Source organism: Tabrizicola thermarum, from assembly GCF_003574395.1.
In the GTDB taxonomy this organism is placed as follows: domain Bacteria; phylum Pseudomonadota; class Alphaproteobacteria; order Rhodobacterales; family Rhodobacteraceae; genus Tabrizicola; species Tabrizicola thermarum.
In genome coordinates this window covers 305,081-317,562 of the sequence record NZ_QMJY01000083.1, presented here as the reverse complement: position 1 = coordinate 317,562, position 12,482 = coordinate 305,081, and the positions used below count along the sequence as shown (strand labels likewise).

Here is a 12,482-nt window from a genome sequence, read left to right as displayed (position 1 = left end):
CCGGGCCCGAAGGGGTCTGCCGCGGGATCAGAAGGACCACTTCATCCCGAAGACCGCGGCACTGTCCGACGCGCCCGCGACGTTGCCGTAATTCTCGGCCCGGACCAGCTCCATCCTGACCTCCGATGTGTCGCTCATCGGCACGGCATAGCTGATCGACAGGTCGAGCTGCCGTTCCGAGGGCGTCAGGTCGATTCCGACCGCGCGCACCTCGCTGCCGCCCCCGGCCAGCGCCACCGGCGCCTGCATTTCGGCCTGGCCCGAGGTCACGGCAATCGGCATCGCCACGCCGACGCTCAGCCGGTCGCCCCTGGCCAGCACGCTGCGCCCGCCCAGGTCCAGCCGGATGCTGTCGAACCGGGCGGTGCCCGCGCGGGTGATCGCCGTGGTCGTGCCAAGCTCTGCCACGCCCATCTCGCCCGACAGCGCGAAGAAGCCGCCCGCCTCGCCCGTGTCCGACGACAGCGCCAGTGTCACCGACGCCATCGAGGCGCCCCCCGAAGAGCCGCTGCCCGCAAAGCCCATCAGGCTGCCATTGTCGCGCGCGACCTTCACGCCCACATCCAGCGCAAGCGCGCCCTCGCCCAGCCGCTGCGACAGCGCGAGGCCGTAGGTCTCGGCCCCGCCCACCAGCACCGAGGCGCGTGTTCCCTCTGGCCCCGCAAGGTCCAGCGACTGGCCCGGATGGTCGGCGAAGGTCTCGGCCAGCGGGTTGATCGGCGCCATGCGGGCCTCGCGGTAGTCCTTGGCAAAGGTCCGTGCGGCCAGCGTCTCGGCCAGGTCGGTCGGAACGGCGGCCGTCGCGAACTCCTTCGCGGCGACCTGGAACGCGCCGCCCAGCTGGTCGGCGACGGCAAGGTCGATCCCGGCCAGGCTTTGCGTGACCGCATCGCCCATCGCGCCGCCGGTGGTGAAGGCATAATCCTTGGGATCAACGGTCACGCCGTCCGCCAGCGCCATGCTTTGCTGCCCGATCGGCAAGAGCGCGGCCCGGATGTCCAGGAACCCGTGGCCATAGAGCGCCGACCAGTTGTGGTTCAGCACGCCTGGGCCATCGTCCAGATCCAGCGTCCCGCTGGTCGTGAACCCGGCAAAGCTGTTGTCCGCCGAGGCCAGCAGCCGCAGCCGCAACTGATGCGGCGTCAGGTTCGGGAAGGCCTCGGCCAGAAGCGCCAGCGCACCCGCCACCTGCGGGGCCGCGAAGGACGATCCGGTCTGCGACTGGTAAGAGGTGTTCGAGACCGCCGAAGCCCCGACCCAGGCCCCGTCCGCCATCAGGCACCAGGGCCCGGACTGGTGACAGGGCGAGGATACCAGCGCCGCGACAGCGGTCACGTCCGTGTCGTTGAAGACCGGAATGGCATTGCCCACCGCCAGCCAGGCCCGTTGCAGATCGGTCTGCCCGGCCAGCGAGGGCAGGGCGTCCATGATCCCCGCGCTGCCGGTATCGCTGTTGGCGATGGCAAAGACCACCACCCCACCGGACCAGCCGGTCGTGCCAAGCGCGTAGTTGCGCAAGGCGCCCAGCCAGGCCGCTCCGGTCGAATTGCCGAAGATGCTGTTGAAGCTTGCCGTGCCGACGGGGCTGTTCACATATCCCCACGAGTTGTTCTGCGCCACCGCACGCCGGGTGCGGGCCGCGTCTGCCGCAAGACGCAGGTTGTCGAAGGTCACATTGCCCCAGTCGCTCAGGATCAGGTCGGCCCCCGGTGCGACGCCGACCATGCTGGCGGAATTGCCCGCCGCAACCGAGGCGACCATGGTGCCGTGATCTTCGACAACCGGATTTCCGGTGGTGGTGATGGTCTTGCCCGCAAGCGTCTCGTGCGTGCGGCGGAACCCGTCATCGACAATGGCGATCACCTGGCCCGCGCCGGTCAGGCCGACGGCATGGGCATAGTCCACCCGCGAAGAGTGCAGCGGGTTGGCAAAGACCGGCGTGCCGCCGATGGTGAAGGTGCCGTCCTGCCGGGTGAACCGCGGGTTGTTCTGCCGAAAGCTCGCCGCCGCATCGCGCCAGTTCTGGGTGATCGAGGCCATGAAATACGACCCGAAGATCCCCGACCCGCCCGGGTTGGCGGAAATCGTGAACCAGGCATCGGGATCATCCCCTTCGCCTCCGCCCCCGCAGCCGGCCAGGGCGAGCGTCGACAGCGACATCAGCAGGATGGCCCTGCGTCGCAGCAGGTTCGGCAGAAAGTGGCGCAGCATGACCCCTCTCGATACGGTGACGGAACCACAGCTGATCGCCAGCCCGTGATTCGGTCAACAGGATGACTGCGCGCGGAAATCCGTTTCCGCAACGGGTGCTTGAACGCGGGGCGCGCGCATCGTCCGCCGCGCCGTTTGCCGCCGTTTGCCATTGAAACCCGCGCGACCTTCCGGTAAGGACGCGCTCAGGCACCCATAGCTCAGCTGGATAGAGCGTTGCCCTCCGAAGGCAAAGGTCGCACGTTCGAATCGTGCTGGGTGCGCCACCTCCATCGCCTGCCGACCGAAGGCCCCCGGACCCCGGCCTGACGCCGATCCCGGTACCCGGTGGCCAGTACCCCGCGCCTGCGTCACCGCGCCCCCGGTCTGGACATTCCCACGCCGCCCGGCGACACAGGGTCGGCGCGGCTTCACCGCGCGAAGGTGGACGTCTTCCGTGCCTGATCTTGCCAGAACTGCGGCGGGGCTTGCCCTTGGAACCCTTGGCGGCGGCCTGTTCCACGCCCTGTCGCTGCCGCTGCCCTGGATGCTGGGCGCGCTCTTTGCCACCATGGTCGCCTCGGTTGCCGGGGCGCCGGTGCGGGGCCCGACGCGCCTGCGCCCGGCGATCGTCGCCATCATCGGCGTGCTGCTCGGCTCGCGCTTTACCCCCGCCGTGATCGGCCAGGCGGGCGAGGCGCTGGTGACCCTGTCGATCCTCCTCGTCTATCTGGCTGCCGTCGCGGCCGTGGTCGTGCCCTGGTACCGCTTTGTCGGGCGGCAGGACTGGACCACGGCCTATTTCGCCGGGATGCCCGGCGGGCTGACCGAGATGATCGAGCTGGGCGAGGCGCGCGGCGCCCAGGTGCCGGCCATCGTGCTGGCCCATTCGCTGCGCATCGTCATCACCATCGCGCTGATGGCCTTCCTTTTCCGCGTTGTGCTGAATCATGACGTCGGCAGCTCGATCCCGCCCCAGGGCAGGCCGCTGGATCCGGTCGATGCCGCGCTCCTGACGGGGTCGGCGGTGCTGGGGGCGATCCTCGGGACGCGCCTGCGCCTGCCCGCGCCGACTTTCCTCGGTCCGCTGGCACTCTCGGCTGCCGCGCATCTGACCGGCCTGACCGACAGCGCCCCGCCCGGGCTGCTGGTGATCGCCGCGCAGGTGGTGCTGGGCACGATCCTCGGCTGCCGCTTTCAGGGCATCCCGACCGCGATGCTGGGCAAGGCCGGGCTTCTCAGCCTCGGGGCCACGGTGCTGACCCTGGCCGTCGCGGCCCTTGCGGGGCTTGCGATGCAGGCCTGGGCAGGGGTCGGCCTTGACCAGGCGATGCTGGCGCTCGCCCCCGGAGGGCTGACCGAAATGGGCCTCATCGCGCTGGCGATCCACGCCGACGTGGCTTTCGTCGCCCTGCATCACGTCGTCCGCATCCTGATCGTCATCGTCTGCGCGCCGCTTCTGTTCCGCACCCTGCTTGCACGCGACTGACTCACCGCCATCGCGGGGCAGGGACTTGCGTTCTTGCAAATGCTTCTCATTTACATTCTAATCGCCCCGGTGTTGATGGAGCCTTCATGCCGACCCGTCGCCTGCTTCTGCTGGCCCTGCTCTTTGCCCCGCTGCCCGCCCTTGCGGAAGCGCCGCTGAAGGTCGTCACCACCTTCACCGTCATCGCCGACATGGCCCGCAACGTCGGCGGCGAGGCGGTCGAGGTCGTCTCGGTCACCAAGCCGGGGGCCGAGATTCACGGCTATGAACCCACGCCGCAGGACATCGTCGGCGCTGCCGGGGCCGATCTGGTCCTGTGGAACGGTCTGGGTCTGGAACGCTGGTTCGAACAGTTCCTGTCCAACCTGGGCGAGGTGCCTGCGGCCACCCTGTCCGACGGGGTGCAGCCGATCTCGATCACCGGGGGCGACTATGACGGCCGCCCGAACCCCCACGCCTGGATGAGCATCGACAACGCGCTGATCTATGTCGACAACATCGAAAAGGCGTTCTCCGGCCTCGATCCCGCCAATGCCGCGACCTATGCCGCCAATGCCAAGGCCTACAAGGCGCGGCTCGCGGCGGCACTCGACCCGCTCAAGGCACAGATCGCGGCCCTACCCGAGGACCGCCGCTGGCTTGTCACCTGCGAAGGCGCCTTCAGCTATCTCGCCCGCGATCTGGGCCTGCAAGAGCTGTATCTCTGGCCGATCAACGCCGACCAGCAGGGCACGCCGCGCCAGGTCCGCGCGGTGATCGACGGGGTGCGCGCCCACCGGATTCCGGCGGTGTTCTGCGAAAGCACCGTCTCCTCCGCCCCCGCCGAACAGGTCGCCCGCGAAACCGGCGCGGCCTTCGGCGGCGTCCTTTACGTCGACAGCCTGTCGGCCGAGGACGGCCCGGTTCCCACCTATCTCGACCTTCTGAAGGTCACCACCGAAACCATCGCCAGGGGCCTGACCCCGGCGGATTGAGGGCGTGATGCGCGACAGTGCAGGCGAAATGGCAGGCGCGGCCGGGGCAGGGGGCGAAGGCATCTTCGCCGAAGGCGTCACCGTCACCTACCGCAACGGGTTGACCGCGCTGACCGACGCCAGTTTCCGGGTCCCGCAAGGCACGATCACCGCGCTGGTGGGCGTGAACGGCGCCGGGAAGTCCACGCTTTTCAAGGCGATCATGGGCTTCGTCCCCGTGGCGCGCGGCACGATCCGGCTTCTGGGGATGCCGGTCCGCGACGCGCTGCGCCAGAACCTCGTGGCCTATGTCCCGCAGGCCGAAGAGGTGGACTGGTCCTTCCCCGTCCTCGTCGAGGACGTGGTGATGATGGGCCGCTATGGCCACATGGGCCTGCTCCGCCGCCCCTCGGCGCAGGACCGCGCCAAGGTGGACGAAGCCCTCGCCCGCGTGGGCCTCTCAGACCTCCGCCACCGCCAGATCGGCGAGCTGTCCGGCGGCCAGAAGAAACGCGTCTTCCTGGCCCGGGCGCTGGCGCAAGAGGGGCGGATCATCCTTCTGGACGAACCCTTCACCGGCGTCGATGTCACGACCGAGGAACAGATCATCGCCCTTCTCCGCGACCTGCGCGACGAAGGCCATGTGATGCTGGTCTCCACCCACAACCTCGGCTCGGTCCCGGATTTCTGCGACCGGACCGTGCTGGTGAAGGGCACAGTCCTCGCCTATGGCCCGACCGAAACCACCTTCACCCGCGCCAACCTGGAACGCGCCTTCGGCGGCGTCCTGCGCCACTTCACCCTCGGCGGCACCGACCTGCACGACGACGACGACGCCCGCGAGGTCTCGATCCTCACCGATGACGAACGCCCCTTCGTCCAGTACGGTCGCAAGGGGGACAAGTGATCCCCATGCTTGCCCTTTTCCCAAATACTCCCGCCGGAGGCGCCCCGAGCCGTTTTGCGTCCTTCACGCAAGACGGCGAGACAAAAGCCTCGCGCGGCAGCGCTCCTTCAGAAAACCGTCCCCACCTGCGCGGCGCTGCCCATGCTTGAGCCCTTCGCCTACGCCTACATGACCAACGCGATGTGGGTCTCGGCCCTCGTCGGCGGGGTCTGCGGGTTCCTTTCGGCCTATCTGATGCTGAAAGGCTGGTCCCTGATCGGCGACGCGCTTTCCCATTCCGTCGTCCCGGGCGTGGCCGGGGCCTATATCCTCGGCCTCCCCTTCGCCCTGGGGGCCTTCCTCTCCGGGGGCCTCGCCGCCGCCGCCATGCTGTTCCTGACCAGCCGCACCGGGCTCAAGACCGACACGATCATCGGCCTCATCTTCACCTCCTTCTTCGGCCTCGGCCTGTTCCTGATCTCGGTCTTTCCAACCTCGGTCTCGATCCAGACCATCATCATGGGCAACGTGCTGGCGATCTCACCTTCCGACACCCTGCAACTCGTCCTGATCGGAGGCATCTCTGCCGCTGTTCTCCTCGTCCTCTGGAAGGACCTCATGGTCACCTTCTTCGACGAAGCCCATGCCCGCACCATCGGCCTGCGCCCCGACCTTCTGAAGGTGATCTTCTTCACCCTCCTCTCCGCCTCCACCGTCGCCGCCATGCAGACCGTCGGCGCCTTCCTCGTCGTCGCCATGGTCGTGACGCCTGGGGCCACCGCCTATCTCCTGACCGACCGTTTCCCGCGCCTCCTGACGCTGGCCGCCACGATCGGGGCCGCCACCGGCGCGGTCGGGGCCTATCTCTCCTACTTCCTGGACGGCGCGACCGGGGGCGTCATCGTCCTTCTCCAGACCGGCCTTTTCGCGCTGGCCTTCCTCTTCGCGCCGAAACACGGGCTTCTGGCCGCCAGACGCCGGGCGAGGGCGGCATGATCGACACGCTCCTTCAGCCCTTCCAGTTCCCCTTCATGCAGAACGCGTTTCTCATCGCGCTCATCATCGCGCCGCCCTGCGCGCTTCTGTCCTGCTTCCTGGTCCTGAAGGGCTGGGCGCTGATGGGGGATGCGGTCAGCCACGCCGTCCTGCCCGGCATCGTGCTGGCCTACCTCGCCGGCCTGCCGCTGCTGCTTGGAGCCTTCGCCGCCGGTCTCGGCTCCGCCCTCCTGACCGGCTTTCTGGCCGACAACAGCCGGATCAAGCGCGACACGGCGATGGGCGTGGTCTTTTCCGGCATGTTCGCGGCCGGCATCGTGCTTTTCATCGCATTCCCAAGCCAGTGGCACCTCGACCACATCCTGTTCGGCAACATGCTGGGCGTCGGGACCGAGGATCTGTGGACCTCGGCGCTGATCGCCATCCCCGTCACTCTGGCGCTCAGCCTGAAATGGCGCGACCTGATGCTGCATGCCTTCGACCCGGCACAGGCCCAGGTCTCCGGCCTGCGGACCGGGGTCCTGCACTACGGGCTGCTGGCCATCCTCGCGCTGACCATTGTCGCCACGCTGTCTTCGGTCGGGCTGATCCTGGCCATCGGCCTTCTCATTGCGCCCGGGGCCATCGCCTTCCTTCTCACCCGCAGCTTCGGAGCCATGCTGGTCACGGCCACCCTCGTCTGCCTTCTGGCGATGATCGCCGGGATCTGGGCCAGCTTCCACCTCGATTCCGCCCCGGCCCCCACGGTGATCCTGATCCTGACCGGGGTCTTCCTGCTGGCCTTCCTGCGCCGGGTTCTGCTGTCGCACGCCCGCTGATCCGGCTTGCCCTGACCCGGGGCAGCCTCTACCCATGGACAAAGCAACCCCGGGGTGCCCGCCGCTCATGCCTGCGACCAATGCCGCGATCTGGTTCTCCGCCGATGGCTACGACCCGGTTCGGATGGGTATCAACGGGCGGCGCGTGGCCGGGGAAGGCTTTCTGCGCGGCTTCTTCGCCCATGCCGATGTCGACGAGTTCGTCTCGCTGGCCCATTCCCAGGCCGACCACGCGGCCTTTGCGGCGATGGCCCGCGCTGCCGGAGTGACGCGGCCCCTGCGCGCCGTGCGGCTGGACGCCCCCGCCGCCATGGCCCCGGTCGAGGTGCTGAACTACCCCGCGCCGATCCCCGTCTCCGAATGCTGGCGCCGCGCCGCGCACGGGGCGGCGGCCTGGGCGATCTGCGGCGTCACCCATACTACGGCCACCCGGACCGTGATGCAGACGATCTTCGACATCCGGTCGGCGCCGCAGATGCCGTGGGACGCGCTGATCTGCACCTCGAACGCCGTCCAGGCCTCGATCCGGCGGCTGATGGAACTGGCCGAAGCACATCTTGCCGACCGCTTTCCCGGCGCGCCCCTGCCGTCCCGCCCGCTGCTTCCCGTCATCCCGCTTGGGGTCGTCTGCGACGATTTCCGGCCCGATCGCGACCTTGGCCGGCAGATGCGCGACCGGATCGGGGCGGCACCCGGCGATGTCGTCGCGGTCACCATCGCCCGGCTGACCCCGGACGAGAAGTTCGATCCGCTGCCCCTGTTCCTGGCGATGGAGCTTGCCGCCGCCGAAGTGCGGATGTTCGGCGGGGCCAGGCTGCATCTCGTCTTCTGCGGCCAGTTCCGCGAGCCGCTGTGGCAGGAAACCTTTGCCGGGGCCGCCGCCCGGCTGATGCCCTCGGTCGGCTACCATCTTCTTGACGGCGCCCGTCCCGAGGACCGCAAGGCCACGCTCTCGGGCGGCGACATCTTCGTCTTTCCCATCGACAACCTTCAGGAAACCTTCGGCCTTGCCCCCATCGAGGCGATGGCGGCAGGCCTGCCGGTGATCGTCACCGACTGGGACGGGATGAAGGACACCGTGACGCCGGATGTGGGTATCCGCGTGCCCACCGAAATGCCGCGCGCGGGGCTGTCGACCTATGTCAGCCAGCGCTACCTCGGCGGGACCGATTCCTATGTGCAATATGTCGGCCAGATGTCGGCGATGACGCGCTTTGACGTCCCGGCCTTCGCCCGGGCGCTGGTGACGCTGGCCACGGATGCCGATCTGCGGGCGCGGATGGGGGCGATGGGGCAGGCGCGGGCCAGGGCGCTGTATGACTGGGCCGTGGTGATCCCGCAGATGCAGGCGCTCTGGGCCGAACAGGCGGCGATGCTGGCCCATGCCCGCCAGACCGGCGGGCCGGCCCTCGCCCCGCGCAACCCTGCGCACCTGCCGGTCGGCCCGGCCACGGACGAGATGTTCGCCGCCTACCCGACGACCCGCGCCGCCGAGACCCGCCGCCTGCGCGCGGTGGCGACAGGCGACCGCCCCGGTCCGCGCGAGACCTTCGCCTTGCGCAACTATGCCATGCGCCGCCGCCTTCTGGACGATCCCGCGCGGATCGAGGCGATCCTCGCGGCCTTCGCCGCCGCCGGACCCCCCGGCGCGACCGAGGCCGAGGTGGCCGCCGCCATCCGCTATCCGGTGGCCTCGGTCGGCCGCGCCGCGCTCTGGCTGCTGAAATACAACTTCCTGGAAGAGATCCCATGACCAACCGCGCGATCCTCATCACCGGCGCAGGCGCCGGCATCGGCCGCGCCACCGCACGCGCCTTCCTGGCTGCGGGCTGGGAGGTCAGCCTCCTTGGCCGCAAACGCGCCGCGCTGGAGGAAACCGCAGGCGGCCAGCCCGCCCGCATCCTGACCGCCGATGTGGGCGAGCCCGCCGAGGTCGAGGCCGCCTTCGCCCAGCTGCCCCGCCTCGACGTCCTGTTCAACAACGCCGGCATCTCGGCCCCCGCTGCACCCATCGACGAAATCCCGGTCGAACGGTGGCTCGAGGTCAGCCGCACCAACATCACCGGCATGTTCCTCTGCGCCCGCGCCGCCTTCGGCCTGATGCGCCGCCAGACCCCGCAGGGCGGTCGGATCATCAACAACGGCTCGATCTCGGCCCATGTGCCGCGCCCCGGCTCGGTGCCCTACACCATGTCGAAACACGCCGTCACCGGCCTGACCCGCACCCTCGGTCTCGACGGCCGCGCCTTCAACATCGCCTGCGCGCAGATCGACATCGGCAACGCGCTGACCGACATGGCGGCGAAGTTCCAGACCGGCGTCCCGCAAGCCGACGGCAGCATCCGGGTCGAACCCGTGATGGACGTGGATCACGTCGCGCGCATGGTGCTGCACATGGCCTCGCTGCCCTTGGAGGTGAACACCCCCTTCGTGACCATCATGGCGCGCGACATGCCCTATATCGGGCGCGGGTAGGGGGATCAGGCGGCCTCGGCGAACAGCTTCGGCAGGCAGGACAACAGGCCGATCGTCCGCTGGTCGCGGATCGCATAATGGACGGCCTTGCCCGTGCGCCGGGTCGTGACCAGCCCCTCCAGCCGCAGCCGCGCCAGATGCTGGCTCACCGCGGCCTGCCGCTGGCCGGTCAGGGCTTCCAGCTCGCTCACCGACTTTTCGCCCGCCGCCAGATGGCACAGAATCAAGAGCCGCCCCTCATGGCCCAGCGCCTTCAGCAGCGCCGCCGCCGGTTCGGCATGGGCCCCCAGCGCGCTCGCCAGCATGGCCGGAGCAATCGGCTCAACCTCAGGTTGTCCTGCCAATACTGCAAGCCCTTCTTCCGGCGCGTCCTGACTGATCCGATCCAGCGACATGGCATGACCTTGAACAACCATACATTGCAGAACGATAGCACGAAACCCATCGGGTCACGACTGTCCCTTGCCGTCGTTTTCGGCTCCGGGCAAGGTTCCGCCGAAGATCGGGACCTTCCGCCGATGGCCCGTTCCCGTGATGCCCCGCGCAAAGGACACGAACGATGCTGCGCCCCTCTGCCTTCACCGCCCCCGGCCGCTTCTGGCGCGGCAACCTGCACACCCATTCGACCAACTCCGACGGCGTCCTGCCGCCCGAGGAAGTCTGCCGCCGCTACAAGGCCGAGGGCTACGACTTCCTTGCCCTTACCGACCATTTCATCGGCCTTTACGGCTATCCGATGACCGACACGCGCCCCTACCGCGACGCGGGTTTCACCACGCTGATCGGGGCCGAGCTTCATTCCGGTGCGCAATCGAATGGCGAGCTTTGGCACATCCTCGCCGTCGGTCTGCCCGATGACTTCGCCCCGCCCGCCACGACCAGCTTCATCGCCGAGCCCGGGCAAGAGACCGGGCCGGAGATCGCCGCCCGCGCCGTGGCTGCCGGGGCCTTCGTCGCCATTGCGCACCCGCAATGGTCCGGCCTCACCCTTGCCGACGCCCGCAGCATCACCGCCGCCCACGCGGTCGAGATCTACAATCACGGCTGCGCCACCGGCTGCGACCGCCCGGACGGGGCCGGGATCGCCGACCTCCTCCTGACCGAAGGCCGCCGCCTGACGCTGATCGCCACCGATGACGCGCATTTCAGCGAGCCTGACCATTTCGGCGGCTGGGTCATGGTCAAGGCCACCGAAAACACGCCCGAGGCGCTGCTTGCGGCGCTGAAACGCGGGGATTTCTATTCCAGCCAGGGCCCGGAGATCCGCGACATCCGGGTCGAGGGCGACAAGGCCATCGTCGAATGCTCGGCTGCGGCCTCGGTCGTGGCCATGGGCTGGGGGACGGGGGCGAAGGGCGTCCACGGCCATTCGATGACCCGCTGCGAAGTGCCCCTCGATCGCCTGCTCGGCAGCCCCTGGATCAGGATCTCCGTGATCGACGCCGCCGGAAAGCGCGCCTGGTCGAACCCGATCTGGCGCGAGGCCGGGAAGAACCCGCGCATCCTGTAGGCGCGCGGGCTTCAGACGAGCCGCGGCTTCCGCGCCAGGAACAGCGGCACCCGCGGGCGCTCTGGCGTCTGCCGGACGGCCTTCAACTGCCCGAACCGCGCCAGAACGCGATCCTCGCGCTCTTGCACCGGGAACCACCCGCACAGGGCCTGGACAAGTCTGGAACGGATCATCGGGCTTCTCCCTATGGTGCTTCCACTTGGGGGTGAATACACGCACAGGTTGTTCCATCCGAAGGCCATTTGATGGTCATTCAAAGAAACATCGTGGCGACTCTGTGGAGTGGTCGCCGTCTTCCGCACGGTTGCCGAAAACGCCCCCCGTTGTCGCCGGACGGTCGCCAATCCTGACCCGCGCCGCACACAAGGGCTTGCGGTCGCCGGATCACCGTCCCCCCCTCCCGGACAGCAGCTCCCCGCTGCCTGGCCGCGCCACGATCACCGCCCCCAAGGTCAAGGTGGCCCAAGGCGGCGGCTTCGGATCAGGCCTTCCCCTCCAACCCCGCTGCCGCCGCACCCTCTGCGCCGGGGATCGGCATGGTGAAGGTCTCGGAAAAGCTGGTGTAGTCGTGATAGCCGACCCGGGCGAGCGGCCGTATCGCGGCATAGTCGAGCTTGCCCTCGGGGGTCAGGACCTCGTCCTTCACATGGATGCGCATGACCTGGCCGAAAACCACATCGACCCAGCCATGGCCCGAATTGCCGCGCAGCCGCGTGGTCGACAGATACCTGCATTCGAAATGCGCGGGGCTTTCGGCGACGCGCGGGCCGGGGGCGTCGATGCAGGGGGCCTTGGTGACGCCCGCCCGCTCGAACTCGTCCACCCCGTCCGGCCATTCCATCGCGGTGATGTTCATCGCGTCCTTGAGCGCATAGCTGCACATGTTCCAGACGAACCAGCCGGTTTCCTCGGCGTTCAGGACGGTGTGCTTGCGGCGCCCGTCGGAATACTGATTGGCCGCAAACATCACCATCGGCGGGTCGAAGGTCAGGTTCTGCCACTGGCTGTAGGGCGCCAGATTGGCGACACCCTGCGCCGAGATCGTGGACAGCCACCCGATCGGTCGCGGCACGGTGCAGGCCTTGAACGGGCTGTAGGGCAGGGGACAGGGCTCAAGGCCGGGGGCGTAGTGCATCGTCGTCTCCTCGAATGACCCCGTAGGTCG

The 12,482-nt window shown here is 68.7% G+C and carries 12 protein-coding genes and 1 tRNA gene; 9 read left to right on the top strand and 4 right to left on the bottom strand.

Annotated features, from left to right (window positions below):
- Nucleotides 1-27 precede the first annotated feature (27 nt).
- Entirely contained in the window at nucleotides 28-2,211 is a 2,184-nt protein-coding gene (locus D5084_RS17815; RefSeq protein WP_128516849.1) for a S8 family serine peptidase, read from the bottom strand.
- Between the two features lie 189 nt (nucleotides 2,212-2,400).
- Between D5084_RS17815 and D5084_RS17810 the strand changes: the two genes are divergently transcribed.
- The 8 genes from D5084_RS17810 to D5084_RS17775 all read left to right on the top strand — a co-directional run bounded on the left by D5084_RS17810 (nucleotide 2,401) and on the right by D5084_RS17775 (nucleotide 9,807).
- Nucleotides 2,401-2,477: transfer RNA gene (locus D5084_RS17810), tRNA-Arg, on the top strand.
- A 170-nt stretch (nucleotides 2,478-2,647) separates the two neighbouring features.
- Nucleotides 2,648-3,679, top strand: coding sequence for an AbrB family transcriptional regulator (locus tag D5084_RS17805; protein ID WP_128516848.1), 1,032 nt, complete (start codon nucleotides 2,648-2,650; stop codon nucleotides 3,677-3,679).
- A gap of 86 nt (nucleotides 3,680-3,765) precedes the next feature.
- On the top strand, nucleotides 3,766-4,653 hold the full coding sequence (locus tag D5084_RS17800; RefSeq protein WP_128516847.1) for a metal ABC transporter substrate-binding protein: 888 nt from the start codon (nucleotides 3,766-3,768) through the stop codon (nucleotides 4,651-4,653).
- Nucleotides 4,654-4,660: 7 nt separating this feature from the next.
- On the top strand, nucleotides 4,661-5,539 hold the full coding sequence (locus D5084_RS17795) for a manganese/iron ABC transporter ATP-binding protein (protein ID WP_128516846.1): 879 nt from the start codon (nucleotides 4,661-4,663) through the stop codon (nucleotides 5,537-5,539).
- A 141-nt stretch (nucleotides 5,540-5,680) separates the two neighbouring features.
- Nucleotides 5,681-6,514 (top strand): metal ABC transporter permease, encoded by an 834-nt coding sequence (locus D5084_RS17790; RefSeq protein ID WP_128516845.1) that lies wholly within the window; start codon nucleotides 5,681-5,683, stop codon nucleotides 6,512-6,514.
- Nucleotides 6,511-7,332, top strand: a complete 822-nt coding sequence (locus tag D5084_RS17785; protein WP_128516844.1) for a metal ABC transporter permease — start codon at nucleotides 6,511-6,513, stop codon at nucleotides 7,330-7,332. Before D5084_RS17790 ends, D5084_RS17785 begins: the two co-directional genes overlap by 4 nt.
- A 67-nt stretch (nucleotides 7,333-7,399) precedes the next feature.
- A complete protein-coding gene (locus tag D5084_RS18920; RefSeq protein WP_162302467.1) occupies nucleotides 7,400-9,085 on the top strand; it encodes a glycosyltransferase family 4 protein in 1,686 nt (561 codons plus the stop codon).
- Nucleotides 9,082-9,807 (top strand): SDR family oxidoreductase, encoded by a 726-nt coding sequence (locus D5084_RS17775; RefSeq protein WP_128516842.1) that lies wholly within the window; start codon nucleotides 9,082-9,084, stop codon nucleotides 9,805-9,807. The genes D5084_RS18920 and D5084_RS17775 overlap by 4 nt, the downstream gene beginning before the upstream one ends.
- Nucleotides 9,808-9,812: 5 nt before the next feature.
- Here the strand turns inward: D5084_RS17775 and D5084_RS17770 are convergent, their stop codons facing one another.
- Entirely contained in the window at nucleotides 9,813-10,112 is a 300-nt protein-coding gene (locus D5084_RS17770) for an ArsR/SmtB family transcription factor (protein ID WP_128516938.1), read from the bottom strand.
- A gap of 254 nt (nucleotides 10,113-10,366) precedes the next feature.
- Between D5084_RS17770 and D5084_RS17765 the strand changes: the two genes are divergently transcribed.
- Nucleotides 10,367-11,317: a CehA/McbA family metallohydrolase gene (locus D5084_RS17765; RefSeq protein ID WP_435532686.1), complete on the top strand. Its 951-nt coding sequence runs from the start codon at nucleotides 10,367-10,369 to the stop codon at nucleotides 11,315-11,317.
- Nucleotides 11,318-11,328: 11 nt separating this feature from the next.
- Here the strand turns inward: D5084_RS17765 and D5084_RS18410 are convergent, their stop codons facing one another.
- Nucleotides 11,329-11,490 carry a hypothetical protein gene (locus tag D5084_RS18410; protein WP_155523147.1) on the bottom strand — a complete coding sequence of 54 codons (162 nt, stop codon included), beginning with the start codon at nucleotides 11,488-11,490 and terminating at the stop codon, nucleotides 11,329-11,331.
- A gap of 308 nt (nucleotides 11,491-11,798) precedes the next feature.
- Nucleotides 11,799-12,452, bottom strand: a complete 654-nt coding sequence (locus D5084_RS17760; RefSeq protein ID WP_128516841.1) for a flavin reductase family protein — start codon at nucleotides 12,450-12,452, stop codon at nucleotides 11,799-11,801.
- Nucleotides 12,453-12,482 lie beyond the last annotated feature (30 nt).

What these genes read in the sequence shown, in the direction of transcription:
- D5084_RS17785 (WP_128516844.1), top strand. Translation starts at nt 6,511, where the DNA reads ATGATCGACACGCTCCTTCAGCCCTTCCAGTTCCCCTTCATGCAGAAC.
- D5084_RS17800 (WP_128516847.1), top strand. Translation starts at nt 3,766, where the DNA reads ATGCCGACCCGTCGCCTGCTTCTGCTGGCCCTGCTCTTTGCCCCGCTG.
- D5084_RS17775 (WP_128516842.1), top strand. Translation starts at nt 9,082, where the DNA reads ATGACCAACCGCGCGATCCTCATCACCGGCGCAGGCGCCGGCATCGGC.
- D5084_RS18920 (WP_162302467.1), top strand. Translation starts at nt 7,400, where the DNA reads ATGCCTGCGACCAATGCCGCGATCTGGTTCTCCGCCGATGGCTACGAC.
- D5084_RS17790 (WP_128516845.1), top strand. Translation starts at nt 5,681, where the DNA reads ATGCTTGAGCCCTTCGCCTACGCCTACATGACCAACGCGATGTGGGTC.
- D5084_RS17815 (WP_128516849.1), bottom strand. Translation starts at nt 2,211, where the DNA reads ATGCTGCGCCACTTTCTGCCGAACCTGCTGCGACGCAGGGCCATCCTG.
- D5084_RS17795 (WP_128516846.1), top strand. Translation starts at nt 4,661, where the DNA reads ATGCGCGACAGTGCAGGCGAAATGGCAGGCGCGGCCGGGGCAGGGGGC.
- D5084_RS17760 (WP_128516841.1), bottom strand. Translation starts at nt 12,452, where the DNA reads ATGCACTACGCCCCCGGCCTTGAGCCCTGTCCCCTGCCCTACAGCCCG.
- D5084_RS17770 (WP_128516938.1), bottom strand. Translation starts at nt 10,112, where the DNA reads ATGCTGGCGAGCGCGCTGGGGGCCCATGCCGAACCGGCGGCGGCGCTG.
- D5084_RS17765 (WP_435532686.1), top strand. Translation starts at nt 10,367, where the DNA reads ATGCTGCGCCCCTCTGCCTTCACCGCCCCCGGCCGCTTCTGGCGCGGC.
- D5084_RS18410 (WP_155523147.1), bottom strand. Translation starts at nt 11,490, where the DNA reads ATGATCCGTTCCAGACTTGTCCAGGCCCTGTGCGGGTGGTTCCCGGTG.